The 22,748-nt window shown below is 63.0% G+C and carries 30 protein-coding genes; 10 read left to right on the top strand and 20 right to left on the bottom strand.

All coding sequences use genetic code 11. The features are described 5' to 3' along the window. Positions 1-61: 61 nt before the first annotated feature. The gene (locus tag AX729_RS14090) at positions 62-1,240 is read right to left on the bottom strand and encodes a DUF2865 domain-containing protein (protein WP_061023989.1); all 1,179 of its coding nucleotides are present in this window, start codon (positions 1,238-1,240) and stop codon (positions 62-64) included. Between the two features lie 131 nt (positions 1,241-1,371). Then, positions 1,372-1,665, bottom strand: a complete 294-nt coding sequence (locus tag AX729_RS14085; RefSeq protein ID WP_061023987.1) for a hypothetical protein — start codon at positions 1,663-1,665, stop codon at positions 1,372-1,374. Between the two features lie 291 nt (positions 1,666-1,956). Here AX729_RS14085 and cysS point away from each other — a divergent pair, with 291 nt between their 5' ends. From cysS to AX729_RS14065, 4 genes are all read left to right on the top strand, one after another. Next, positions 1,957-3,339, top strand: coding sequence for a cysteine--tRNA ligase (cysS, locus tag AX729_RS14080; RefSeq protein WP_061023985.1), 1,383 nt, complete (start codon positions 1,957-1,959; stop codon positions 3,337-3,339). Positions 3,340-3,454: 115 nt separating this feature from the next. After that, on the top strand, positions 3,455-3,946 hold the full coding sequence (locus AX729_RS14075) for a GNAT family N-acetyltransferase (protein WP_061023993.1): 492 nt from the start codon (positions 3,455-3,457) through the stop codon (positions 3,944-3,946). Continuing rightward, the gene (gene cimA / locus AX729_RS14070; RefSeq protein WP_061023983.1) at positions 3,943-5,541 is read left to right on the top strand and encodes a citramalate synthase; all 1,599 of its coding nucleotides are present in this window, start codon (positions 3,943-3,945) and stop codon (positions 5,539-5,541) included. The genes AX729_RS14075 and cimA overlap by 4 nt, the downstream gene beginning before the upstream one ends. Before the next feature lie 118 nt (positions 5,542-5,659). Beyond that, the gene (locus AX729_RS14065) at positions 5,660-6,037 is read left to right on the top strand and encodes a VOC family protein (RefSeq protein ID WP_061023981.1); all 378 of its coding nucleotides are present in this window, start codon (positions 5,660-5,662) and stop codon (positions 6,035-6,037) included. Positions 6,038-6,041: 4 nt separating this feature from the next. Here the strand turns inward: AX729_RS14065 and AX729_RS14060 are convergent, their stop codons facing one another. Further along, a complete protein-coding gene (locus tag AX729_RS14060) occupies positions 6,042-6,647 on the bottom strand; it encodes an LOG family protein (RefSeq protein ID WP_061023979.1) in 606 nt (201 codons plus the stop codon). 201 nt (positions 6,648-6,848) lie between these two features. Between AX729_RS14060 and AX729_RS14055 the strand changes: the two genes are divergently transcribed. The 4 genes from AX729_RS14055 to AX729_RS14040 all read left to right on the top strand — a co-directional run bounded on the left by AX729_RS14055 (position 6,849) and on the right by AX729_RS14040 (position 11,397). Continuing rightward, positions 6,849-8,807 (top strand): ABCB family ABC transporter ATP-binding protein/permease, encoded by a 1,959-nt coding sequence (locus tag AX729_RS14055; protein ID WP_061023977.1) that lies wholly within the window; start codon positions 6,849-6,851, stop codon positions 8,805-8,807. 54 nt (positions 8,808-8,861) lie between these two features. Further along, positions 8,862-9,584, top strand: a complete 723-nt coding sequence (locus AX729_RS14050) for a phosphatidylserine decarboxylase (protein ID WP_283807799.1) — start codon at positions 8,862-8,864, stop codon at positions 9,582-9,584. Positions 9,585-9,670: 86 nt separating this feature from the next. After that, positions 9,671-10,552 carry a CDP-alcohol phosphatidyltransferase family protein gene (locus AX729_RS14045; RefSeq protein WP_061023972.1) on the top strand — a complete coding sequence of 294 codons (882 nt, stop codon included), beginning with the start codon at positions 9,671-9,673 and terminating at the stop codon, positions 10,550-10,552. Positions 10,553-10,677: 125 nt separating this feature from the next. Further along, complete coding sequence (locus AX729_RS14040) at positions 10,678-11,397, top strand: RraA family protein (RefSeq protein WP_061023970.1); 720 nt, start codon at positions 10,678-10,680, stop codon at positions 11,395-11,397. Positions 11,398-11,407: 10 nt separating this feature from the next. Here AX729_RS14040 and AX729_RS14035 read toward each other — a convergent pair whose 3' ends face one another. From AX729_RS14035 to AX729_RS13960, 16 genes are all read right to left on the bottom strand, one after another. Beyond that, a complete protein-coding gene (locus AX729_RS14035; protein WP_061023991.1) occupies positions 11,408-11,701 on the bottom strand; it encodes a hypothetical protein in 294 nt (97 codons plus the stop codon). Between the two features lie 256 nt (positions 11,702-11,957). Further along, positions 11,958-12,989, bottom strand: a complete 1,032-nt coding sequence (locus AX729_RS14030; RefSeq protein WP_197433599.1) for a tyrosine-type recombinase/integrase — start codon at positions 12,987-12,989, stop codon at positions 11,958-11,960. Between the two features lie 799 nt (positions 12,990-13,788). Further along, positions 13,789-14,109: a hypothetical protein gene (locus AX729_RS14020; protein ID WP_156456948.1), complete on the bottom strand. Its 321-nt coding sequence runs from the start codon at positions 14,107-14,109 to the stop codon at positions 13,789-13,791. Further along, a complete protein-coding gene (locus AX729_RS14015) occupies positions 14,102-14,380 on the bottom strand; it encodes a hypothetical protein (RefSeq protein ID WP_061023962.1) in 279 nt (92 codons plus the stop codon). Before AX729_RS14015 ends, AX729_RS14020 begins: the two co-directional genes overlap by 8 nt. Beyond that, a complete protein-coding gene (locus AX729_RS14010) occupies positions 14,377-15,378 on the bottom strand; it encodes a hypothetical protein (protein WP_156456947.1) in 1,002 nt (333 codons plus the stop codon). Before AX729_RS14010 ends, AX729_RS14015 begins: the two co-directional genes overlap by 4 nt. Beyond that, complete coding sequence (locus tag AX729_RS14005; RefSeq protein WP_061023958.1) at positions 15,371-15,700, bottom strand: hypothetical protein; 330 nt, start codon at positions 15,698-15,700, stop codon at positions 15,371-15,373. Before AX729_RS14005 ends, AX729_RS14010 begins: the two co-directional genes overlap by 8 nt. After that, positions 15,697-16,500 carry a phosphoadenosine phosphosulfate reductase domain-containing protein gene (locus AX729_RS14000; protein ID WP_061023957.1) on the bottom strand — a complete coding sequence of 268 codons (804 nt, stop codon included), beginning with the start codon at positions 16,498-16,500 and terminating at the stop codon, positions 15,697-15,699. Before AX729_RS14000 ends, AX729_RS14005 begins: the two co-directional genes overlap by 4 nt. Further along, on the bottom strand, positions 16,497-16,706 hold the full coding sequence (locus tag AX729_RS13995; RefSeq protein ID WP_061023954.1) for a hypothetical protein: 210 nt from the start codon (positions 16,704-16,706) through the stop codon (positions 16,497-16,499). Before AX729_RS13995 ends, AX729_RS14000 begins: the two co-directional genes overlap by 4 nt. A gap of 35 nt (positions 16,707-16,741) precedes the next feature. Then, positions 16,742-17,137 carry a hypothetical protein gene (locus AX729_RS13990; protein ID WP_061023952.1) on the bottom strand — a complete coding sequence of 132 codons (396 nt, stop codon included), beginning with the start codon at positions 17,135-17,137 and terminating at the stop codon, positions 16,742-16,744. 26 nt (positions 17,138-17,163) lie between these two features. Further along, entirely contained in the window at positions 17,164-17,976 is an 813-nt protein-coding gene (locus AX729_RS13985) for a DNA cytosine methyltransferase (RefSeq protein ID WP_061023951.1), read from the bottom strand. Positions 17,977-18,446: 470 nt separating this feature from the next. Further along, positions 18,447-18,908 (bottom strand): DUF968 domain-containing protein, encoded by a 462-nt coding sequence (locus AX729_RS40480; RefSeq protein ID WP_061023949.1) that lies wholly within the window; start codon positions 18,906-18,908, stop codon positions 18,447-18,449. Next, positions 18,908-19,057, bottom strand: coding sequence for a hypothetical protein (locus AX729_RS40475; protein ID WP_197433598.1), 150 nt, complete (start codon positions 19,055-19,057; stop codon positions 18,908-18,910). Before AX729_RS40475 ends, AX729_RS40480 begins: the two co-directional genes overlap by 1 nt. Next, the gene (locus tag AX729_RS40470) at positions 19,057-19,287 is read right to left on the bottom strand and encodes a hypothetical protein (protein WP_061023947.1); all 231 of its coding nucleotides are present in this window, start codon (positions 19,285-19,287) and stop codon (positions 19,057-19,059) included. The genes AX729_RS40475 and AX729_RS40470 overlap by 1 nt, the downstream gene beginning before the upstream one ends. Next, the gene (locus AX729_RS13970; protein WP_156456946.1) at positions 19,287-19,961 is read right to left on the bottom strand and encodes a hypothetical protein; all 675 of its coding nucleotides are present in this window, start codon (positions 19,959-19,961) and stop codon (positions 19,287-19,289) included. The genes AX729_RS40470 and AX729_RS13970 overlap by 1 nt, the downstream gene beginning before the upstream one ends. 302 nt (positions 19,962-20,263) lie before the next feature. Then, positions 20,264-20,698: a hypothetical protein gene (locus tag AX729_RS13965; RefSeq protein WP_061023943.1), complete on the bottom strand. Its 435-nt coding sequence runs from the start codon at positions 20,696-20,698 to the stop codon at positions 20,264-20,266. Further along, a complete protein-coding gene (locus tag AX729_RS13960; protein WP_061023942.1) occupies positions 20,662-21,399 on the bottom strand; it encodes a S24 family peptidase in 738 nt (245 codons plus the stop codon). Before AX729_RS13960 ends, AX729_RS13965 begins: the two co-directional genes overlap by 37 nt. A gap of 89 nt (positions 21,400-21,488) precedes the next feature. Here AX729_RS13960 and AX729_RS13955 point away from each other — a divergent pair, with 89 nt between their 5' ends. After that, entirely contained in the window at positions 21,489-21,698 is a 210-nt protein-coding gene (locus AX729_RS13955; protein ID WP_061023940.1) for a hypothetical protein, read from the top strand. 2 nt (positions 21,699-21,700) lie between these two features. Here AX729_RS13955 and AX729_RS40910 read toward each other — a convergent pair whose 3' ends face one another. Further along, the gene (locus AX729_RS40910; RefSeq protein ID WP_210183194.1) at positions 21,701-21,838 is read right to left on the bottom strand and encodes a hypothetical protein; all 138 of its coding nucleotides are present in this window, start codon (positions 21,836-21,838) and stop codon (positions 21,701-21,703) included. 483 nt (positions 21,839-22,321) lie between these two features. On the opposite strand from AX729_RS40910, the gene AX729_RS13950 reads away from it, so the two are divergent. Further along, on the top strand, positions 22,322-22,684 hold the full coding sequence (locus AX729_RS13950; protein ID WP_061023939.1) for a hypothetical protein: 363 nt from the start codon (positions 22,322-22,324) through the stop codon (positions 22,682-22,684). Positions 22,685-22,748: the final 64 nt, after the last annotated feature.

The following is a 22,748-nucleotide window of genomic DNA, read 5'->3' as shown; positions in this document are numbered from 1 at the left end:
GGATAGAACCCCTCATCCGGCGCTTCGCGCCACCTTCTCCCACAAGGGGAGAAGGGGACACCTACTTCTGCTGCTGCGGCAGGAAGGTCGGCCCGACCGAGCGGATCGGCTTGTTCTCGGAGCTCGCAGCGGGGCTCGGGTCCGTGGGCGGCGTTGCAGCCGGTGCATTCGCCGTCATCGGCGCGGGAGTTGCGCCCTTCTTGGCATTCGCAGGCGTGCCCCTGTTGAGCCGCTGCTGCTGCATCTTCTTGGCGCTCTCCTCGGTGACGATGATGTCGCCCTGCTGCTCGGCCGATGCCTTGTCGTCGGCCGATTTCAGCGCGTCCGCCCAGGTCTGGCCGGCTGCCTTGCAGGAGCAGGACGGGTTGAACTCGCTGCGGAATTTGAACGCGGTCGGCAAGGCCGTATAGGGCTGACCGCCGATGGAGACCGCGGAGTTCATGTCTTCGCCGGGATTACGATGGGTGTAGAGCACGGCCTCGGCAGCCGGACACAGATTCTTGCAGGTCTTCTCGTCGTCGGGGAAGCGCGCCGGCACCGTCGCGAACGAGATCGGGAAATAGGCGCCGTCGCAGGTACGCACGCAAACGGTGCGGAAAGTGCCGGATTGCGGGCCGAGATCGGCGGGCGGCATGGCTTGCGGATTGCCTGCGTTGTTGCCGCCGAACAGGTTGCTGAGGAAGTTGCCGCCGCCTTGCTGCTGCACGGCGTTGGCATATTGCGGGCCGCAATTGTTCTGGGCGAGCGCCAAAAGCACCGAGCGTCGCTGATTGTCGCGCTCAGGGCTGGCGCCGGAGCCGCCGCGCAGCCGCTCGAGATTGACGGTGATCTGGTCCAGATTGGCGCGCATCTGCTGGATCTGGGTGTTGACCGGGCCGCACTGCGCCGACTGTCCGTTGAACAGCGAGAAGAAGCCGGAGGAATCGCAGCCCATGCGCTTGGCCTGCATGGTGACGCGGTCGAGCTCGGCCTGCTGCTTGGCCTGGGAGTCCTGATAGCGGCGGATCTGCTCTTCGCGCGCGGGGTCGCCGCCGCCACGATCGAGCGCGGCGAGCTGGCCTTCCAGCCGCACGCACATCGGGTTCGGTCCAAGCCCGTTCTGGCCGGGCGGGGGCGGCGGCCCGGGCGGTCCGGCCTGCGCGAAGGCGCCGGTGACGAGCACGACCGTGCTCAAAAGCACGGTGCAGGCAAGGAGAATGCAAGCGCGGGAGGAAGACAGGAATTCAGGCATATCCGCCATTCTAGCGAGGTCACGGCCCAATGTGACTTGGGCGGCCGAAGCGCGCCCTCCCAATAGCCGCTTCCTGCGGCATCGTCACGTCGTTTCGGGGGCCAAATGACCGGCCTAAGCTGCGCCAGCTCCGAGTGAATTCAGCGCTGGCAGGTGATTGCGACATATTCGTCGCAATGGCCATGGGAGCAATTTGTGCCGGATTTGGGGACAGAGCCGGTAATTTCGTCGGGATCGACCCGGCGATAGGCCGACGCCTGGGCAAAATCTCGTGACTGACAATAGGTGCGTGCGACGGAGGCGCCGCATTTGTCGCCCTTGGCCAGGCAGTGGTCGACCCCCTGGTTGGCGATGATGAAGACGCGGGTCTCGGCGAACGCGCTGGATGCCGCAATGATGAGGGCGCCGGAAATGAGCGTGGGCAAGAATCGCATGAAAAAGCACCGGGGGCGAAAAGGGGAACTGCCGGTTCCAGAATGGGCTCAAATGGTTAAGGATGATGAACCATCAAGGCGAAACGCCGCGCTTTGTGGAGGTAAAATGGCCTTTTCGCGGCTCTCTTGACGCGGGGATGCCTCATAGCCCATATGTGGCGGGATGAACGGTCTCCTCGCCATTTGCGCCATTTGCCGCGAGATTACGAGCTAGCGATTCGCTGGCTGGAGCCGTCTTTTCTCAAAAAACATTGAGAGCACTGGACGCCCGGCCGCAAGGGATGGGTTGTCATGGAATTGCGTCTTTACGATACGCTGAGCCGCGAAAAGCGGACCTTTGTGCCGCTCGATGCGAACAACGTCCGCATGTATGTCTGCGGACCGACCGTCTATGACTTCGCCCATATCGGCAATGCCCGGCCGGTGATCGTGTTCGATGTGCTGTTTCGGCTGCTTCGCCATCTCTATGGCGAGGCGCACGTCAAATATGTCCGCAACATCACCGACGTCGACGACAAGATCAACGACCGCGCCGCGCGCGATTTTCCGGGACTGCCGCTGAACGAGGCGATCCGCAAGGTCACGGAGGAGACGGGGCGGCAGTTTCATGCCGACGTCGACGCGCTGGGCTGCTTGCGGCCGACTGTCGAGCCGCGCGCGACCGAGCATATCGGCGAGATGCGCGAGATCATCGAGAAGCTGGTTGCCGGCGGTTTTGCCTATGTCGCCAAGGACCACGTGCTGTTCTCGCCGCAGGCGATGAACGCGGCCGTTTCCGGCCTGCCGCGCTATGGCGCGCTGTCCAACCGCTCGCTGGACGAGATGATCGCCGGCGCCCGCGTCGATGTGGCGCCCTACAAGAAGGACAACACCGACTTCGTGCTCTGGAAGCCGTCCAAGCCCGGCGAGCCATCATGGCCGTCACCGGCCGGCATCGCCGCGCAGGGCCGCCCCGGCTGGCACATCGAGTGCTCGGCGATGGCCTGGAAGCATCTCGGCGAGCATTTCGACATTCATGGCGGCGGCATCGATCTCGTATTCCCGCATCACGAGAACGAGGTCGCGCAGACCTGCTGCGCCTTCCACCGGGAGCGCATGGCGAACTATTGGATGCACAACGGCTTCCTGCAGGTCGAGAGCGAGAAGATGTCGAAGAGCCTCGGCAACTTCATCACCATCCATGAGCTTCTGGCCGACTGGCCGGGCGAGGTGCTGCGCCTGAACATGCTGAAGACGCATTATCGCTCGCCGATCGACTGGACCATGAAGTCGCTGGAGGAGAGCGCTAGGACACTCGACGACTGGTATCGCGTCGCGGCCGATGTCGAGCCCGGCAAGCCCGCCGCGTCCGTGGTCGAGCCGCTGCTCGACGACCTCAACACGCCGCTGGCGATCGCGGCGCTGCATGGTCTGCGCGGCAACGACGTGGGCGCCCGGGCGGGCTCGTTGCGGCTGCTCGGATTCCTGTCCGAGAGCGCCGCGCAATGGGAAGGGCGCAAGCAGCAGGCGAGTGGCGTCGATGCGAAGGAGGTCGAGCGCCTCATCGCCGAACGGACGGCCGCCCGTAGCCGCAAGGACTTTGCAGAGTCCGATCGTATCCGCGATCTGCTCGCTGCGATGGGCGTTGCCATCAAGGACTCCAAGCAAGGCACGACCTGGGAGATCGCGCGATGAAACGGCCGGACACGCCTTTCCCGCGGCACTGGTTCTATTACATCGCGCTGAAGATCGCGCTGCTCGCCGGCGCCGTGGCGCTGGTGCTCAAGCTCTATGGGATGTGGTGAAGACGATGGGACAGAGTTTGCCAAAGCCCGGCTTGCGGCCTTTCCTGCCCGCAGACGTGCCGGTGCTCGCCGCGATCTTCACCGCCAGCATCGAGGAGCTGACCGGCGAGGACTACAGCGAGGCGCAGCAGGAAGCCTGGATGGCGGCGGCGGAAAGCGACGAGTTCGGCAAGCGGCTTGCGTCCGACCTGACGCTGATCGCGACGCTGGAGGGCTCACCCGTCGGCTTCGCCTCGCTGCGCGGCAACGATCACATCCACATGCTCTATGTCCATCCGGCAGTGGCCGGGCAGGGCATCGCGACCATGCTGGTCGACGCGCTTGAGAAGCTTGCGGGCGGCCGCGGTGCGGCGAGCCTGTCGGTCGATGCCAGCGACAACGCGCAAGGCTTCTTCGCCAAGCGCGGCTACACCGCCCAGCAGCGCAACAGCGTCACCATCAACGACGAATGGCTCGCCAACACGACCATGAAGAAGACGCTCGGAGCGCCGCAATGAGCAAGGAGCGCCTCTATCTCTTCGACACCACGCTGCGCGACGGTGCGCAGACCAATGGCGTCGACTTCACGCTGACGGACAAGCAGGTCATCGCGGCGATGCTCGATGATCTCGGCATCGACTATGTCGAGGGGGGCTATCCCGGCGCCAATCCGCTCGATAGCGAATTCTTCGCGGCCAAGCCGAAGCTCGCCCATGCCCGCTTCACCGCGTTTGGCATGACGCGCCGGGCGGGGCGCTCGGTCTCCAACGATCCTGGCGTCGCCGGGCTGCTGGAGGCGAAGGCGGACGCGATCTGCTTCGTAGCCAAATCGTCGGCCTATCAGGTGCGCGTCGCGCTGGAGACGACGAAGGAGGAGAACCTCGCCTCGATCCGTGACAGCGTCGCAGCCGCGAAGGCCGCCGGCCGCGAGGTCATGCTCGACTGCGAGCATTTCTTCGACGGCTACAAGGAAGACCCGAGCTTCGCGCTCGCCTGCGCCAAGGCCGCCTATGAGGCGGGTGCGCGCTGGGTGGTGCTGTGCGACACCAATGGCGGCACCATGCCCGATGAAATCGAGGCCATCGTCACCGAGGTGACGAAGCACATCCCCGGCGATCACGTCGGCATCCACGCCCATAACGACACCGAGCAGGCGGTCGCCAATTCGCTCGCTGCGGTGCGCGCCGGCGCCCGGCAGATTCAGGGCACGCTGAACGGTCTCGGCGAGCGCTGCGGCAACGCCAATCTCTGCTCGCTGATCCCGACGCTGAAACTGAAGAAAGGGTTTTCGGACGCTTTCGAGATCGGGGTCACCACGGAGAAGCTGGCGACTCTCGTCAAAGTCTCGCGCACGCTGGACGACATGCTCAACCGCGTGCCGAACCGGCATGCGGCTTACGTTGGCGAGAGCGCCTTCGTCACCAAGACCGGGATTCATGCCTCGGCCGTGCTGAAGGATCCGCACACCTATGAGCACGTGTCGCCGGAACTCGTCGGCAACCACCGCAAGGTGCTGGTGTCCGACCAGGCCGGCCGCTCCAACGTGATCGCCGAGCTCGACCGGGCCGGCATCCCGTATGAGAAAAGCGATCCGAAGCTGACGCGCCTCGTCGAGGAATTGAAGGAGCGCGAGGCGCAGGGCTACGCCTATGAGTCCGCCAACGCCTCGTTCGAGCTGCTGGCGCGCCGGACGCTCGGCAAGGTGCCGCATTATTTCGAGGTCGAGCAGTTCGACGTCAATGTCGAGCAGCGCTACAACGCTCTAGGGGAGCGGGTCACCGTGGCGCTCGCGGTGGTCAAGGTCGACGTCGCCGGCGAGCATCTGATCTCGGCGGCCGAAGGCAACGGTCCCGTCAACGCGCTCGACGTTGCCCTGCGCAAGGATCTCGGCAAGTACCAGAAGTACATCGAGGGGTTGACCCTGATCGACTATCGCGTCCGTATCCTCAATGGCGGTACCGGCGCCGTCACGCGCGTGCTGATCGAGAGCGAGGACGAGAATGGCGAGCGCTGGACCACGGTCGGCGTCTCCCCGAACATCATCGACGCCTCCTTCCAGGCGCTGATGGATTCGGTGATCTACAAGCTCGTGAGATCGGGCGCGCCGGCGTGAGAAAGATGTAGCCCGGATGAGCGAAGCGATATCCGGGATGGTATATGCCGCACCGATAGACTTTCCCGGATGTCGCTTCGCTCATCCGGGCTACGAGCGATAGGGGACGGGCGGGGCCATGATCGACCACATCTCCGTCGGCGTGAGCGATCTCGATCGCTCCGCTCGCTTCTACGAGGCGACGCTCTCGGCGCTCGGTCTCGCGCGTCTCGTCACCCGGCCGCGGACGGTGGGCTTCGGCAAGGCCTATCCGGAGTTCTGGATCAATTTGCGCGAAGCCATGCCGCCCGTAGCCCCCGAAAGCGGCGCGCATATCTGCCTGCGGGCAAAGACGACAAGCGAGGTCGATGCGTTTTACGCCGCAGCGCTGTCCGCCGGCGGCGCCTCGGACGGTGCGCCCGGCATCCGTCCGCACGATCGTGTGCGTTACTACGCGGCGTTCGTCACCGACCCCGACGGCAACCGCATCGAGGCGGTGACTTTTCCGGCAGAGTAGGGCGCTACAGCTTACGTGCCACTTCGGGCGCGAGATCCCGCTGGCTGTCCGAAATCTGCGCAGCCGCAGCGCGCAGCCGCGGGATGATCTCCTCGACCTTGTCCGCCTTCAGGATATCGACGGAAAGACCGGCGCGGATGAACTGGGTTTGGCGCATATGGGCCACCAGAGAGAACAGCGGCTCCCAGAAGCCGTCGACATTGGCGAGCAGCACGGGCTTGGCGTGACGGCCGAGTTGCTGCCAGGTCAGCTGCTCGACCAGCTCCTCGAGCGTGCCGAGCCCGCCGGGCAAGGCGACGAAGGCGTCGGAGCGCTCGAACATCAGTCGCTTGCGTTCGTGCATGTCGGGGGTGACGACCATCTCCTGTACGCGCGTCAGTGCGTTCTCGCGCATCCGGAGGAAGTCCGGGATGATGCCGGTGACGGTGCCGCCGTGATCCAGCACGGAGGTTGCGACCGCCCCCATCAGGCCGAGCGAGCCGCCGCCATAAACGAGGCGGATATTGCTTTCCGCCAGCGCTTTGCCGAGCGCCTTCGCCGCTTCGATGAAGTTGGGATTGGTTCCGGGGCCGGAGCCGCAATAGACACAGACGGTTTTGATCGTGCTCATTGGTGCCATGATGCATTGCAGCGAAGAGGCGTCAAGCCCAATCGGTGATTCGATACTCCCGCAAATCTACCGGTAAATGACGATAAACAATCGAAGATTCGCCATTTGGCGGGGTGCGTTGGCATCGGGAAGGCTCTATATGACGGACGAAAATCGTTAATTGCAGTTGCGCCCGCATCCGGCGGGCTTTCAGGCTTCTTGATGGACCAACCTCAATCGTTCGACGGCGCCGACGTTCCCGATCCTCCCGCCGGAGGACCGCCGGCCGGGGCCACGCTGATGGGCACGCTGGCCCATTTGTGGCCCTATATCTGGCCGGGCGATCGCGTCGATCTGAAGATGCGGGTGGTCTGGTCGCTGGTGTTGCTGCTCGCCGCCAAGCTGATCACGCTCACAGTGCCGTTCAGCTTCAAATGGGCGACCGATGCGCTGACGGGCGCCAACACCGCGCCGGTGCAAGCCGACAATTGGCATCTCTGGGTGATCGCCTCGCCGTTGCTGCTGACCGCGAGCTACGGCGTGATGCGCATCCTGATGGCGGTGCTGACGCAATGGCGCGACGGGATCTTCGCCCGTGTCGCCATGCATGCGGTGCGCAAGCTCGCGACCCTCACCTTCGTCCACATGCACGAGCTGTCGCTGCGCTTCCATCTCGAGCGCAAGACTGGCGGCCTGACGCGCGTGCTCGAGCGCGGACGCGAGGGCATCGAGGTCATCGTGCGCATGGTGATCCTGCAGCTGATCCCGACCATCGTCGAGGTCTCGCTGCTGCTGGCGGTGCTGCTCTGGCAGTTCGACTGGCGTTACGTGGTCGCCACCCTGATCACGGTCACGCTCTACATGTACTACACCTACATCGCGACCGAGTGGCGCATCGGCATCCGCCGCAAGATGAACGATTCCGACACCGAGGCGAACACCAAGGCGATCGACTCGCTGCTCAATTACGAGACCGTCAAATATTTCAGTGCCGAGGCGCGCGAGGCGCAGCGCTATGACAAGTCGGTGGAGCGCTACGAGGAGGCGAGCGTCCGCACCTATACCTCGCTCGCGGTGCTCAACACCGGCCAGGCCGTGATCTTCACGCTGGGCCTGACCGCGACCATGCTGATGTGCGCGATCGGCGTGCGCAACGGCACCAATACGGTCGGCGATTTCGTGCTGGTCAACGCCATGATGATACAGCTCTACCAGCCGCTGAACTTCATGGGCATGGTCTATCGCGAGATCAAGCAGGCGATCATCGACATTGAGAAGATGTTCGGCGTGCTCGGCCGCGAGGCCGAAATCAAGGATGCACCCGATGCGAAGCCGCTGGTCGTCTCCGCCGGCACCGTGCGCTTCGAGGACGTTCGCTTTGCCTATGAGCCCACGCGGCCAATCCTCAAGGGCATCAGCTTCGAGGTGCCGGCCGGCAAGACGGTCGCGATCGTCGGCCCGTCCGGTGCGGGCAAGTCGACGATCTCCCGCCTGTTGTTCCGCCTCTACGATGTTTCCGGCGGCAGGATCCTGATCGACGGCCAGGACATCCGCGAGGTCACGCAGGCCAGCTTGCGCGCCTCCATCGGCATGGTCCCGCAGGACACCGTGCTGTTCAACGACACCATCCGCTACAACATCCGCTACGGCCGCTGGGACGCCAGCGATGCCGAAGTCGAGGAGGCGGCGAGGCTGGCCCAGATCGATCATTTCATCCGGCTGGCGCCGAAGGGTTATGAGACCCAGGTCGGCGAGCGCGGCCTGAAGCTGTCCGGGGGCGAGAAGCAGCGCGTCGCGATCGCCCGCACCGTCCTGAAGGCGCCGCCGATCCTGGTGCTCGACGAGGCGACGTCGGCGCTCGACACCCACACCGAGCACGAGATCCAGGGCGCGCTCGAACGCGTGGCGAAGAACCGCACCTCGCTCGTGATCGCGCACCGGCTCTCGACCATCGTCGGGGCCGACGAGATCATCGTGCTGGACCAGGGCCGGATCGCCGAGCGCGGCACCCACGCCAGACTGCTCGCGCAGGGCGGCCTCTATGCCAGCATGTGGAACAGGCAGCGCGAGGCCGAGGCGGCGCGCGAGAAACTGGCCAGGATGGCCGACACCAGCGCGGCGCCCAACCGGGAGCCGCCGCCGGTCGATGACGTCCTGACGACGCCTGCCGCGGTGGACTGACCTTGTCTCCGGTCCCAACTCTGGCCTAAACAAGCGCGCGCGACGACCCGTGCCATTAACCCCGAGCGGCAGATAGCGATGTCCATTCTCGATTCGATCCAGCGCCAGATCCCGCCGATCCACAAGGAGGGCTATCCCTTCATCGGCGGCTTCGCGCTGGCAAGCCTGATCCTGTTCTGGCTGTGGTCGCCGCTGGGCTGGATCGGCACGATCCTCACGGTGTGGTGCGCGCTGTTCTTCCGCGATCCCGTCCGCGTGACTCCGGTGCGCGAGGGCCTCGTGGTGTCGCCGGCCGACGGCCGCGTCTCGATGATTACCATGGCGCTGCCGCCGGCCGAGCTCGGCCTCGGCGACCGACCGCTGCCGCGCATCTCGGTGTTCATGAGCGTGTTCAATTGCCACGTGAACCGCAGCCCGGTGGCGGGCAGGGTGGACCGCATCGCCTACCGCCCGGGTCTCTTCATCAATGCCGAACTCGACAAGGCGAGCGAGGACAATGAACGCAACTCGCTGGTGATCACGACGCCTGAGGCCCGGATCGGCGTGGTCCAGATCGCCGGCCTCGTCGCCAAGCGCATCGTCTGCTTCGTCAAGGAAGGGCAGGCGATCGGCGCCGGCGAGCGCTTCGGCCTGATCCGCTTCGGCTCGCGCCTCGACGTCTATCTGCCGGTCGGCACCAAGGCGCTGGTGTCGGAAGGGCAGACCGCGATCGCCGGAGAGACGATCCTGGCCGACCTTGCCGGCGACGACCCGAGCCGCGCCTACCGCGCCAATTAACCAATAGTCGGCCCTTCCGGGCGGTCCGCCACAATGGCGGAGGGGGATGCGGCTTGCTATATCTCGCCGTGAGGTGAGGACGAGCCATGACGCCCTATGATTTCAAGGACCCCGATACGCGCCGCCGGCGGTTCCGGCCGATTCCGGTGCGGATGCTGGTGCCCAACGTCATCACGCTGCTGGCGATCTGCGCCGGTCTGACCTCGATCCGGCTGTCGATCGAGGGGCGGATGACGCTCGCCGTCTACGCCATCGTGTTCGCGGCCGCGCTCGACGGCATCGACGGTCGCATCGCGCGCATGATCAAGGGCCAGTCCAAGTTCGGCGCCGAGCTCGACAGCCTCGCCGACTTCGTCAATTTCGGGGTGGCGCCGGGCCTGATGCTGTACTTCTGGCAGCTGCACGAACTCGGCAATGCCGGCTGGATCGCCGCGATGGTGTTCGCGATCTCCGGCGGCCTGCGGCTTGCGCGCTTCAACGCCACCATGGATGATCCGAACAAGCCGGCCTTCGCGGCCAATTTCTTCACCGGCGTGCCCGCGCCCGCCGGCGCCATCACGGTGCTGCTGCCGATCTACATCGCGTTCCTCGATCTCGGCCGCACCCCTGTGGCGGTGACGGCGGCCTATACGCTTCTGATCGCCTTTCTGATGGTATCGCGCCTGCCGGTGTTCTCCGGCAAGACCAAGCGCATGCGCGTGCCGCCGGAGCTGGTGCTGCCGGCTTTCGTCGCCGTGATCGTCTTCATCGCGCTCTTGATCGCCTATCCCTGGCACGTGCTCTCGATCGGCACGGTGCTCTATCTGCTCTGCCTGCCGCTCGGCTACAAATCCTATCGCGACCAGGCGCGCGCGATGGAAGCCAACGCACCGGCGGAAGGCGAGCTCTCCTCGCCGCCCTCGGCGCCGACTGTGGCGAATTTGTCGGAGCCGCCGCACGATGAGGACCGGACCGGACGGCTGCACTGAGCGGTCGGGCGCGGATATCTGCCATGAGACCTGTCTGAGTTGGGTCGAGGCCCGATCTCGGCTATATCGCCCTTGAGCCGGCGGCATCGCGCAATCAAGCCGCCGCTAATCTGGGAGAGAACGCCGTGACCAATTCCGCGACCGGGCCGCTGCCCGCTTCCGTCCTCGAGGCGCTGGGCCGCTACGATACGCCGACGATTTGCAACGCCATGGAGATCGTGGCGCCCGAGCGGCGGCTGATCGGCTACACCACCAAGCAGCTGGTCTGCCCGTTCCCCGACCTGCCGCCGATCGTCGGCTATGCCCGCACGGTGACGATCCGCTCGGTGCTGAAATCATCCCTCCCGGCTGAAGAGCAGTCCAGGCGCCGTATCGAATATTACGAGTATGTCGGCACCGGCCACGGTCCTCGCATCTCGGTGATCCAGGACATCGACGGCCCCGATGTCGGCTACGGCGCGTTCTGGGGCGAAGTGCAGAGCAACGTGCACAAGGCGCTCGGCTGTCTCGGCGTGATCACCGACGGCTCGATCCGCGACATCCCGCAATGGGCCCCAGGCTTCCAGGCGCTGGCCGGCTCGATCGGCCCGTCGCATGCCTGGGTGCATGCGGAAAGCTTTGGCGGGGAAGTGCGCGTCGCCGGCATGACCGTGAAGTCCGATGATCTCATCCACGCCGACCGGCACGGTGCCATCGTGATCCCGCTCGACGTCGCCGCAAAGCTGCCGGAGGCCGCTGAACTCTGCGGCCGCCGCGAAACGCCGATCCTGGAGATCGCCCGCAGCCCCGATTTCTCGCTGGAGAAGCTGAAGGCCGCGCTGAAGCGCTCGGCCGAAATCCACTAACGCGACCGACTTACGGAGGTGACGCCGGACGTGGGCCGCCTTGCTCTGCAAGAAACAGGGCGGCCTGATCCGGCTCGCCGAACATTGCGGCGGCACATCCGATCAGGGTGAAGCCGCCTGCGAGATCCCACAGGGTGATGCCGTTCGCATCATCGGGCACGTGAATCAAGCGCGCTGCGATTACGGCGAAGGCCGCCTCGATAAAGAGCAGAATACTGAACGCCGGCAGCACCAGCTCCGGCTCGAGCAGATGGAGCGCCAGTACGGCGGGCAACGCGGTGAGCAGACCGAACAGCGTCAACATGGCAATGCTCCGGGCCATGAGGATGCCCCACCCCCAGAAGATACCAAATGATCCTATTCCTCGATGCGGCGCAGGGACGCAGCACGAGTGTCGTTCCGGCGGCGCCGGTATGGTTAGCGAATGATTGAGTTTCCTGTCGCTGGACGGCAATCGCACCTCGCAGCCGCGGCCCGGGCGTTCTGTCCAGACTTAACCTTTACGCGGCTTTAAGATTCGATCCCAATTCGACATTGAAACCATTTGGCTTTTCGCTGCGTTAGGCAGTCTTGCCGTTTCTGTTAGGCAGTTTGTCCATGGCCTGGCGGGCCATTTTCTTCTGATTGGCAGCCTTCGTGTAGCGCTCGACTTCCTTCAACGTCTTGTGGCCGGAGACCGAGGCTATCTGGTTCGTTGTGCTGTCAGCCTCAGCAAGTCGTCTCATAGAGGCCTTGCGCAGGCCGTGAGATACGCAGCGGGATGAGAGGCCGGCCGACCTGATTGCCGATCGCATCAGGGCACTTAAGGCAGGGCGTTTTAGCGGTCGCCCATTGGCATCGCCCACCAGAGTTAGGCCCTTGGCAGGATATGCCTTCATTGCTCGCTGTAGTTCCGGATGGATAGGCACCCATAGGTCGGCTCCTGTCTTCTGCTGTACGACGTGGATCAGGCCGTCAGCGACGTCCGCCCGGCTCATCTTTGCCACATCACCGACGCGCTGGCTCGTGTAGAGCAACAGCGCATAGGCGAGCCTCTGGCGCGTTCCTAGGCGCCATTTGTCCTCGAACTGCTTCAGCTCGGCGTCGGTCCATGTGTGGTGCTCGCCGACCTTGAACGGATCAATCCCCACCATGGGGTTATCCTTGCGGCGCTTGGTCTTGATTGCGAACTGGAACAGCCGGCGCAGCACGGCGCGGGTCAGGTTCGCCATCCCCGGCTTTTCGGCGCCGATCTGGTTGATGATCTTCTCGGCTGCCTCAGTCGGCATGGTGCTCGCGGAACGGTGCCCGTGCGCCTTGGCGATCGGCTCCAGCGCGTATTTGTAGAGCTGTCGGCTCGACGGCTTCAGATCCGTATAGAAGCGGCTGCCGTAGAAATCGATGATCAGCTTGCCGAGCGAGTCCGCATGCTGGGTGACCTTGGCCGCCGCCGGCTTCTCCGCCAGATACGCGGCATAGGCCGCCATGAACTCTTCTGAGCCGGGCTCTCCGGTCAGCGGGCCGATCCGCTTCCCGCCCTTCCGGAAATACCGACGTAGCTTGCCCGTTCGGTCGATATACTCATCGACGTATCGCAGCTTGATCTTTGCCACCCGCGCCCCCATCAGACGTCATCCCATGACGCTGCGAGTGCTTTGGCCTGGTTGTCAACGGGAACCACTGACGCGTCTCCGCCGTCCACCACAATCGAACCATCCCGGCCGATCATCACCCGACGCACACGCAGGCCGGCGCTCTCCGCGGCTTGAACCGCTCGGCGTACTTGGGCTTTGGTGAAGCTGGGGTTGCGGCTCATATGCGTATTCTACGCTCGCTTTCGGGTTTCTGGAACGACTGACTTACTTGAAAAATGGTGACTGACTGGCGCGAGCAAATTCAATCGGTTGTCGCGTTTGGTTGGTGTGCCGGAGGCACAGGGCCAGCCTTCCCGCAGAAGCCGAGCAAGCCGCCATCTAGTGTGCGCTGATCAGTCCACCGCCAAGCCATGCACTGGCCCGCGATGCAGAACATCGGAGATGTGGCTTGCGCAAAGCAACTGCCGGCCATTACCATCATGCTAGCGCCACCGCTGTTCATAACCGGGGCGGACGCAAATCCTTCTTGGCAACGTTTAGTCGCGGCCTCTTTCGCCGTGATCAGCATGGCTCTTTCCCTCCTCCCACAGGATGGCGACTGCCCGGCCTGGATCGCCGCAACGACTTCAGCTTGCGCTCGCTCCAGACCTTTCGCGGGTTTCCGTTCCAGGAGACCAGGGCGCTTCGTGTCTCCTGGTCTACCTCGTAAACAACGACGCGCCACGAGCCCATCTGCGACATTCTGGTGTTGCCCATTTTCTGACGATGGCAATCCCAAAGCACGTCACCAGGCTTGATGGTCGAAAAAGCCACCATCTCACGCTCCTTTGACACGACTGAGTACGGCCCGGATGCGATCGGCCATGCCACGGCGATCCGTGAAGTTCGGGTGCCCATAGTCGGCAAGGCATTCGCGCAGCAGTGCCTCCATTTCGGAGCCTAACGAGCCTTCGGGCAGCGGCTCCGGAAACTCGCGCAAATGATGAACGGTTACGCCCTCGACACCCTTCTGGTATGCGATGGCGTCTTCGTAGGTCCATCGGCCAGCGTCGCGCACGTCGGCGCAATAGCCTTGCGCTTCCGGTCGGTAGAAGTATCCACGTTTGCGGATGACGTAGTCGCGCGACATCTCAGCCATTGGACGGCTCCGTGGTGTCCTGGGGGCAGTCGGGAGCCGGCTGCAAGATGATCATCGTGCTCTTGTCGTTCGGCTCGTCGCTGTAATACGGCGAATTGTACCGCTTCTTCTGCCGGGTCCATCCGCCGGCGCAGCCATAGAACTCGCCACGCTTGATCGACAACTGGCGCGACCCGTCGTGGATCTTCTCCAGGATCGCTTCCTCGGTGTCCGAGGTCGGCGTCAATACGATCTGCTCAAGTCCGTCTTCGATGTAGAGCGCGATTTTCATGGGGCCTTTCCTTGATGCGAAGGCAACTCTGTGCTCCCGGCCTCGAGCTGCGGGCGCGAAAGCGCGGACGCGTCAGGCATTGGCTGCCAGTGCGTCGGACGATTGTAGCCATCGGGTTCATGGTCAGTGTCGTCGAGCGTGCAGGTTTCCGCGCTCCAGCAGCCGACGCGCTCATTGTAGGTTACGGCTTCGACTTCCTTCCCGAGGCCGCCTCCAGTCGCCAAGATGCGCGTTCCGTCCTGCGGTGCCGTCTCGATGGGCTGCCACAATGACTGCGGTACTGCTCTGATGCCAGCGATCTCTTTCTGCCATGCGCGGAGCCAAAGGCGTGCTTCAGTCTTGACTGCTGCGGCCTCTGAGACCGTCAACAGGCCCATATCGTGCCGATACCACATGCAGGCAGAGCGGACCTGCTCGTCTGTCGGATTCCATGCTTCGCCGGTCCCGGCAGAGGAGCATTGAGCCGCCTCCTTGGCGTTCCAGCCAGCGACATATCCCTGGCTGAAGCTGTTGAAGTTCGGCTTCTCCTCAACGACAGTGACGGTCTTTCGAAACTCGTCGAACGCCGCCTTGATCGTGTTGTAGGTCATGTGCGCCGTCTCGACCGGAGCAGCCGGCGGCTGGGCGGCGAGGGAAAGGATCGCGCTGGCCTTTTCAAGCGCCTCCCGCTGCCGGATATCTCGGCGCATCACATGAATATCGTTCCATGCCCGTGGATCGGCTTCGTCGGAGGCATCCCAGCCGTTCTTGCCGATCTCCCATCGCTCTGAAAAATTACCGGCCCCTTGCGGCGTCCCGCTGGGTGAACCTGTCAATTCAGGTTTGGTGGTGCGGCCGTTTCCGGTCCCGTCCCCGGTTGTCTCTGTTGCGTTCCCTGCTGACCCGGTATTGGGCCAGTTGCTACCCGGCAACAGCCCGGCCAAGTGGGTTTTCTTGCGGAGGCAGAGATTGGCCGCACACGCGTCTGGCACAAAGCCGCATTCGCAGGTGTCAGACATCGGCCGGCCTCCGTGAAAACCATTCGGTTTGATCGGGGCCGATGACCGAATAGCTCTGCTGAAAAAGTTGATGCATCAGGCTCTCCGCGAGCGCTAATGCTCGTTCACGCAACGCCTCGTGCGTGGTCGGAAAGCGAGGGTAGTTGATCAGACCGATGCGGAAGCCAGCTTCCTCACCGCCTGTGTAGATGAAGGTGACGGGCTCTACGGTGACACACAGGCCAACGGAGAAGCAGAAATCACGGCATACCTGCTTGGCCTGCGCGATGTCGCCGGCCATGAAGATATCGAATCTGATGGTTTCAGCGGTCCTGTTGATCATTCTGCGGCCTCGGCGATCTCAAGTTCAGCGGTGTGGCACATCACGGAGCACTCGATATTCGGCTCCGTTCGGATGTCGCCGCGATCGGGATGCAAGCCATCAAGGCCGAACCGCGTCTCATCCTTTTCCCGAAAGAAGAATGATCCAGGCCCGAGGTGCCTCTGCAAAGCCGCCATGCGTTCAAATTGCTCCGGAAAGTGCTTCCGGATCATATTCCAGTAGCCCATGCCGCCTTTCGGGCAGCCAATGCAGTTGTTGTTCTGGAAGCCGAGTTTATACATTGCAGGCAGCTCAATGCCGGCGCGCGCGATCATGGCTAGACAATCGGCCTTCGTCAGGCTGGCGTCGATCAGGGGCGTCTCGATCGCTCTCTCGAAGTTCTGCTTCCGCAGATTAGCAGCGCGAACTTGGTCCGGTTTGTCGGCGGTGTAGCCGAAAACCATGATGTCGGTGGGGCGCTCGAACGCAAAATGAGGCTCGCGCTTGAGAGCACCAGTGCACGGCGCGCCACGCTTCGAGGTGATGAAGCGCTCCTTTTCCCAAACGTGCCATGTATCCTTGAACCTGTCCGACTTGAAAACCTGCACTTGTTTTCCGAACCAGCGCTCACAGTCTGCGCGGAAACGAAGATTGTCCGGATGCTCCGAGCCGGTGTCGGAATATGTGATCACAACGCGGTCGATGCCATATTTCGCGATTGCGAGCTTTGTAGCCACTGCGGAGGCCGCGCCGCATGAGAAGCGGCACACCACGCGCGGCTCACTTTCACTCTCAGCGGAGCCGTCGTGAACCCCCGTCATTGCCGCCACTCCGGCCGCGCGCCGATCTCATCTGGCGCCTCGTTCACGCAGAGATAGGCCGGCTCGTCCTGAAGGACGGCTGCAAACGTCAGAACCGATCCATTCGCTCCGTCCGTCGCGATGTAACAAACCTGGCTCATGTTGACGTAGACGTCGCGCTCCGCGTCGCCCTTGCCTTGCCTGAACTTCATAAAGAACGGCTTCATGCTTCACCCGTTGAATGGTTCGGAGAGGTGACTGGTTATGCCGCCGCTCGAAAGAGCGGCACGCCTTGGATTACGGGCGTGTAGTCACGGGCCATCCTAACGAAGTCGGTCGCCTGCTCATAAGGCGACTTATCCTCATCGGATCCGTCAATCGCGCGGAGCGCCAATTCGTTGAAGTGACGATTGATGTCCGGATAGTTGAACCCGCGCTCTCCGTTGATGCGGCCAAGCTCGCGATAGTAGAAATCGAACCATTCTCCGATCCGCTTGTTGCGGAGGGTGAGAGGGCGCAGCCTGTCACTGAGATACCCAAACGTGCTGCATACGCCGTCCGAAACCTCGATCGATCCGCTTTCGCGGATTTCTTTGATCTGGAAAATACCGCGGTCGAAAACGGCCCAATCTCCAACCTTCCAAGTTACTTCCGACATAGAAATTCCCCTTTGTTTGTAGTGGTTCAGAGCACTGGCGATGAGAGCGCGTACCTGGTCATGATCGCGCGTCCGATGATTTCTGGGATTTGCGGGAGAAGAGTGTTTCCGAAGGCGCCCAAAGCACTCTCAGCCAGTCCCTTCGGTAACCCATCATCCACTCGACTAAGGTCAGGAGGGCCGCCGTTCCAAGCTCGCCACTCGCTAAGTCGCGAAGCGATTTCCCCTCCTTGGACGGACGGTCTCCGCTCCGCGGCCCCTGGCTGCCCATTGATCGCGTCGGCGTCGGCAACAGCCAGCGCGTGATCTCGGTTTGGTTGATGCCGCGCGACCGGAGCCCACTGCACCGTCTTGGCGTTTGCGACAATCCAGACACGGTTTCGCCTGTGCGGCGCGCCGGCGTGCCAAGCACCCACCACGAGCGGCCTCGCGGTGTAGTCTGCCGCTTCCAAGTCATCGAGTACCCGGTCAGCTCCGAGAGTTCGGAGACCAGGAACATTCTCAGCGATGACCCAATCTGGTCGGAGTTCTCGAATGAGCCGAGCGAATTCGTGCCAGAGACCACTTCGTTCGCCGTCGAGACCGGCGCCGCGGCCCGCTTGCGAAACGTCTTGGCAGGGGAAGCCGCCGGCGATGAGATCGACGGCAATTCCATTGGCAGCAAGGCGCTGCGCGGTGAGAGATCGGACGTCATTGAAGATCGGAACCTCGGGCCAGTGATGGGCAAGGACGCGCCGGCAGAAATCGTTGGCCTCGCAGAACGCGACGGTTCGCATTCCGGCTCGTTCGAGCCCGAGGCTGAAGCCGCCAATTCCGCTGAAGAGGTCGAGGACATTCATCTTTTCTTTCAATGCATCAATGGTGTCGTAGCGGGACCATCAGGCCCCAAATCCCAGCGCATTCCCGATCCTGACGACGACATCGATCAAGATGAAGCCAACCGTGATTCCAACCACGATCAAGACCCCCCATGCGAATATGTACGCAGCAGCCATCATCCCGCCCATGGTCAAATCCTCCTAATGAGCCGCAGCACCAAGCAGCGGATAGCGTTCAATGCCGTCACGATGCCGAGCGAGAAGATGAACACGACGAGCCAGAATATCGTTTGGTTGATGACCGGCTGGCTGATCATCGCAGCACCGCAAGCACGGCGCCGATGATGATCAGCACGACGCCGACAAACCATGTCGGCGGGCCGAACAGAAGCATCACGCCGAGGAAGATGATGACGAGGGGCATAGCTACAACGTCGCCAGTACGATGAGTTCGTTGAAGATCAGCCACAGCATGAATGCTTCGTAGAGCGTCATGGCCGCGCCTCCTGTCTTCGCTTCTCGAATCCGCGCGAGCGCAACGGACGTCCGGCGGGGATCTTGGCGCGTTGGTCCTTCGGCTTGCGCGCCTTGATCTTCCGGGGGCGCGGCGCTGGCTTCGGCTCCAGGGCACGCGCGGCGCCTCCGGACTCGATCCAGAGCGAGGCGGCGATCTTCCACGGATCGACGCCGCGCATCTCCCACCACTCGCGTTCGTTGCTGTTGTGCTGGCAGTCGACGCCAATCCGGTGATGGTAGGGGCACAGCGGAACCGTATAGCGATCGTGAGGCTTCTCGCCTTTGCCGGTCAGCTCCTTGCCGATCGCGAGGTTATCCATGCGGAGATGCGCGGGCTCGGCCTGGCGCCGGCAGAACGGCAGGCAGCACGGCTGCTGGCGCACGAAGTCAAGATGCTTCTCGTCTCGCTGCCGGGGGTCGCGCTGCCGCAGGCCCATCACTGGACTCTCCGCGACCGCTGTTCGATGTCGTCGCGATACGAGTGCATCTCGGCGTAGCGTGGTCGGTCCGACATCAGCGCGAGCACGACCAAGCCGCCGAACGCCGCACCCATGATGAAAAGCGCAAGACCTAGAGCAAAGTCCATTACCCAACCTCCGACATGATGTGACCGACGTTTGCCAGGAGTTCTTCGAAGCGCGCAGCGTGCTCGTCGGCTCGCTGATGGGCGATCTCTGGCCTTGTGCCGAGGCGCCGTTCTGCGGCGTAGTAGTTCCGCCAAGCAATGTCGCGGAGCTCTGCGCGCGAAAGGCCGAGGTTTGTGCTCGACGTCGCCGCGGCGCCGTCGACATGCGGAAACGGAACGACGTTGGACATCAGGCATACTCTCCATAGGCAAGCTTGCCGGTTGGCTGGCGATTGCCGCCGCGGCGGATGCGGATGCTCACGGACATGCAGACCTGCCGGAGGCGGTCCCAGGTCGCGCGATCGTCGGCGGACCAAGACGCGTCCTCGTCATCCAGCGGGAAAGGACAGGTCGGGAAGCCGGCGCGATCGAGCAGCCATTTCGGCATCAGCGCGAGAACGAACGGCGTCCCCTCGCATTCCGGGAGGATGATCGCGTTCCGCGGTCCGAGGAATTGCGGGTCGCTGGTCAGGGTTTTACCGACGCGCACCGTTGTCGGGTTGTAGCGGCCGTCCGGCTGGCGCACGACAAGCGTGCAGACGTAGCCCATGGCTTGGTAGGACCGATAATCGAAGTCCGTGCGCGGATCCTCGTTGCGGCGAGGCTGGAGCGGCTTGCGGCGGCATAGCGCCACGAGGCGCGCGCGGTCGGCGTCAGCCTGCGTCGGGGCGCCAATGGCGCGCCGGCCCATGTCCGTAATGATCGGGCGCTCAAGGTCGAGGAATACGATCAGCTTCAGCCGCTCGGCTTCGCGGAGGACGGGCCAGAGCTTCCGGACCTGTCCGGGGCGGCAGACGCTGCCGATGTCATGGGCAGCGCCTGCGCGCAGCAGGTCGACCATCTCAGGGGCGAGATCAGTCATCATGACGACCTCGCGCGCGCGCAATCTCGATGCCGGCGATAAGGCCGAGTTCCTGTGAGATCATCCAGAGCATGAACGCGGTCCACATCACGCCGCTCCGGCAAAGAGGCCGCAGAGGACATAGACCGACCAGCAAAAGAAGCCGATCAAAGCCGCGTCTATAGTGGCGAGTGCGAGCTGCTTGACGCTCATCGGTCCTCTCCAATTCGATTGGGAGGACACTATAGGACTATTCCTATTCAGTCAATAGGAAAAATCCTATATAGAGGTTCTAAAAATGTTCCTGGGCAGGAAAGGTACTATTTTCAGGTTCGGTCGGGGCGGCGAGGGGCGCTGGCTGATGTGGGGCTATAACCAGCATTCAGCTCGGGGAAAGGCTCGTGCGGGTAGTCGCAGTAGCCGGTGGCGTCGGCCATAAGAACTGCCGGCGGCCGGCCGTCGTCGTAGAGCCCGATCAGCATGTCTCTTTCGCCGGTGTAGCCGCCAAAGCTGTTCTTCGCGTTTGCCCTGACGCAGACGTGCCACATGAAACCCATGTGCCTGCGGGGCGCCGTGATGCTGGCGTTCTTGATGCTGTCGGGATCCTTCCAAAGGCTGCCCTTGCTCGACAGGATCGCCGCGCGCGCGTCGGGTGGTGCCGCGTCGGCGACGGTGGAGGCGTTCGTCTGGCAGCCGATGAGCGGAGTGGATAGCGCGATCGCAATCAGCGGCGCGAATAGTTCCCGACCGTGACGTGACATTCTTGCCACTCCGAACGCTTCAACTTGAAAGACTTTTGAGGATTGTGCTGCATGACGTGCCAGGCGTCCTCGGTGATCCGCACGAGCTTCTTGATGCACATGTGAACGGTGCCATCGTCGCCATGCGCTCGGAAAACGCAGGTGTCGCCGGCGCGCGGCGGCAGATGCGGGTTAACCAAGGCGGTCGACCCCGACTCGTGCGCCGGTGACATCGAATCGCCGGTGATGATGATGCCGTAGCCGTCCCGGACCCGGAGGAGTGGCTCCGGCCGAACCACCCAGTCCACCGCCTGGTCTGTCACAATTAACGCCCCCTTGCCCCCCTCGGCCGTGCCAAAAACTGGCAAATCCGCGGCTCCAAATAGGTCTGCGGCCGGCCGGATCAGGTCTTTATCGCGGGTTAATTGTGACACCCGTGTAGCGTTTAAATCAACTAAATTGTCCCGTGGCGGTAGTCCTACGGCTGCGGTGTTAGAACCGTTCTTATGTTCCTTTAGAGACGGCGGTTTTAGTTCTGCTTCACCCACGCCGAGCGCCTCAGCAAGCGCAATTCTGGTCCTCTCCGGCAATTCCTGGTTAATGTTCCGATAAATGAACTGCTGCAAATAGGCATGGTTCTTCCCAATGCGCCGAGAGACCTCGGCCATGTTGGTCTCGCGCTCCGCGATCTTCTCCAGAATCAATTTCCGCACTGCATCCATAGCTTAAACTTGTAGGAACTATCCTATATCCCTGTCCAATAGGACTTTTCCTCTTGACGGATAGGAAAGTCCCTATATTCTGGTCAGCCATGACGCTGCACCCGTCCATTCAGGCCCTTGTCGTTGAGATCGATGCTTTCTGTCGCGAGGCGGGAATGAGCGCCAGCGCTTTTGGCTGGGAGGCCCTGAAGGATCGCAACTTCGTCGGCGACCTTGGCAAGGGTCGGCTGCCGAGCGTTGTCACGATCGATCGCGTCCGCAACTTCATCCGATCCCGGCAGGAGGCGAGCGCGGCATGATGTCAGCGCCTCCCGTCCATGGATGCGTACACGACGATGTAGCGCACCAGCATCCGGACAGCGCGAAACCATCGCGCCAGCTTCGCGGTGCGGCACCCGCAGACGGGGCACGGCGCCTTGATCGTGTGGTTGTTTGCCATCCTCAGATCCTCTTGGGTTTTTCAGTTCGCCATCCGGCGAAGCAGACGGCCGCCGCCGTGGTCCACCAGCCCGGCTCGCCGGCGGCGGCCGTCAACCTTTTCAGACCGACGCGCTCACCCCCCATGTTTCCTCCCGGCGCGTCGTCACTGGCGGAGGCGCCTCGACGAGGCGCCTCCGCATTTTCTTCTGAAATCCGGAGGGGAGTCCGGGTCCGTGAAGCGGTTGCCGCCGTTGGTTCTGCGTCGGTGGCGACCGCTGATCGCGTTCGCAAAAACTCTCGCACGTTCCGAGTCGCAGCCGCGAGCGTTATCGCGGAACAACAACCATCAATCTCGAAATCAGGGGTGTAAGTCATCATGGCGCCAGCTAAGGCCATATCGGATAATCGCGCAAATTACGTCACCGCAGATCGTTGCGGTCAGCGCCGCAGAGCTCTGCGGTTGACGGTCGAACTCATGCAGAGATCGCGGGCCGTTTTCCCTGTGAAGACCGCGCTGCATCTTGCTGACATCACGGGATATTCGCTGCGCAACTGCGAATACTGGCTCTCCGGAAAGGCGACAATTCCAGGTGACGCGCTTGCGGCGCTGCTTCAGAGCGAATGGGGCCGCGAATTCCTTGCAGCGGTGATGACGGACAACACGCCGCGCTGGTGGATGAAGCTCAAGGCGTGGATGGCGTCCGTTGATCTTGCCACCGCCGAACGCAAGCAGCGCCGCAAACTCCGGGAATTGCTCGATGACGCCAACCAATCGCCGAACGCGGCTGCCCTGCTTCTTCAGGATGAGGATTTCTATTCGGGCCAGCCTTACCCGGCTCGTCCGCTGGCTACGCGGCGGCGCTGAGCACTGATCTCGCGCATCACCTCGCGAGAGCGGGGCGGGATTCTTAACGAGGAAGGGCAGGGAC

The sequence above is a fragment of the Bradyrhizobium sp. CCH5-F6 genome, assembly GCF_001556045.1.
Classification (GTDB): domain Bacteria; phylum Pseudomonadota; class Alphaproteobacteria; order Rhizobiales; family Xanthobacteraceae; genus Bradyrhizobium.
Note: the sequence above shows the minus strand (reverse complement) of the source record. Positions and strands in the feature narration are given on the sequence as shown.

Bases quoted from the DNA above. Each gene is read 5' to 3' on its own strand.
- AX729_RS14090 (WP_061023989.1), bottom strand. From the start codon at position 1,240: ATGGCGGATATGCCTGAATTCCTGTCTTCCTCCCGCGCTTGCATTCTC.
- AX729_RS14085 (WP_061023987.1), bottom strand. From the start codon at position 1,665: ATGCGATTCTTGCCCACGCTCATTTCCGGCGCCCTCATCATTGCGGCA.
- cysS (WP_061023985.1), top strand. From the start codon at position 1,957: ATGGAATTGCGTCTTTACGATACGCTGAGCCGCGAAAAGCGGACCTTT.
- AX729_RS14075 (WP_061023993.1), top strand. From the start codon at position 3,455: ATGGGACAGAGTTTGCCAAAGCCCGGCTTGCGGCCTTTCCTGCCCGCA.
- cimA (WP_061023983.1), top strand. From the start codon at position 3,943: ATGAGCAAGGAGCGCCTCTATCTCTTCGACACCACGCTGCGCGACGGT.
- AX729_RS14065 (WP_061023981.1), top strand. From the start codon at position 5,660: ATGATCGACCACATCTCCGTCGGCGTGAGCGATCTCGATCGCTCCGCT.
- AX729_RS14060 (WP_061023979.1), bottom strand. From the start codon at position 6,647: ATGAGCACGATCAAAACCGTCTGTGTCTATTGCGGCTCCGGCCCCGGA.
- AX729_RS14055 (WP_061023977.1), top strand. From the start codon at position 6,849: ATGGACCAACCTCAATCGTTCGACGGCGCCGACGTTCCCGATCCTCCC.
- AX729_RS14045 (WP_061023972.1), top strand. From the start codon at position 9,671: ATGACGCCCTATGATTTCAAGGACCCCGATACGCGCCGCCGGCGGTTC.
- AX729_RS14035 (WP_061023991.1), bottom strand. From the start codon at position 11,701: ATGTTGACGCTGTTCGGTCTGCTCACCGCGTTGCCCGCCGTACTGGCG.
- AX729_RS14020 (WP_156456948.1), bottom strand. From the start codon at position 14,109: ATGGCTGAGATGTCGCGCGACTACGTCATCCGCAAACGTGGATACTTC.
- AX729_RS14015 (WP_061023962.1), bottom strand. From the start codon at position 14,380: ATGAAAATCGCGCTCTACATCGAAGACGGACTTGAGCAGATCGTATTG.
- AX729_RS14010 (WP_156456947.1), bottom strand. From the start codon at position 15,378: ATGTCTGACACCTGCGAATGCGGCTTTGTGCCAGACGCGTGTGCGGCC.
- AX729_RS14005 (WP_061023958.1), bottom strand. From the start codon at position 15,700: ATGATCAACAGGACCGCTGAAACCATCAGATTCGATATCTTCATGGCC.
- AX729_RS14000 (WP_061023957.1), bottom strand. From the start codon at position 16,500: ATGACGGGGGTTCACGACGGCTCCGCTGAGAGTGAAAGTGAGCCGCGC.
- AX729_RS13995 (WP_061023954.1), bottom strand. From the start codon at position 16,706: ATGAAGCCGTTCTTTATGAAGTTCAGGCAAGGCAAGGGCGACGCGGAG.
- AX729_RS13990 (WP_061023952.1), bottom strand. From the start codon at position 17,137: ATGTCGGAAGTAACTTGGAAGGTTGGAGATTGGGCCGTTTTCGACCGC.
- AX729_RS13985 (WP_061023951.1), bottom strand. From the start codon at position 17,976: ATGAATGTCCTCGACCTCTTCAGCGGAATTGGCGGCTTCAGCCTCGGG.
- AX729_RS40480 (WP_061023949.1), bottom strand. From the start codon at position 18,908: ATGGGCCTGCGGCAGCGCGACCCCCGGCAGCGAGACGAGAAGCATCTT.
- AX729_RS40475 (WP_197433598.1), bottom strand. From the start codon at position 19,057: ATGGACTTTGCTCTAGGTCTTGCGCTTTTCATCATGGGTGCGGCGTTC.
- AX729_RS40470 (WP_061023947.1), bottom strand. From the start codon at position 19,287: ATGTCCAACGTCGTTCCGTTTCCGCATGTCGACGGCGCCGCGGCGACG.
- AX729_RS13970 (WP_156456946.1), bottom strand. From the start codon at position 19,961: ATGATGACTGATCTCGCCCCTGAGATGGTCGACCTGCTGCGCGCAGGC.
- AX729_RS13965 (WP_061023943.1), bottom strand. From the start codon at position 20,698: ATGTCACGTCACGGTCGGGAACTATTCGCGCCGCTGATTGCGATCGCG.
- AX729_RS13960 (WP_061023942.1), bottom strand. From the start codon at position 21,399: ATGGATGCAGTGCGGAAATTGATTCTGGAGAAGATCGCGGAGCGCGAG.
- AX729_RS13955 (WP_061023940.1), top strand. From the start codon at position 21,489: ATGACGCTGCACCCGTCCATTCAGGCCCTTGTCGTTGAGATCGATGCT.
- AX729_RS40910 (WP_210183194.1), bottom strand. From the start codon at position 21,838: ATGGCAAACAACCACACGATCAAGGCGCCGTGCCCCGTCTGCGGGTGC.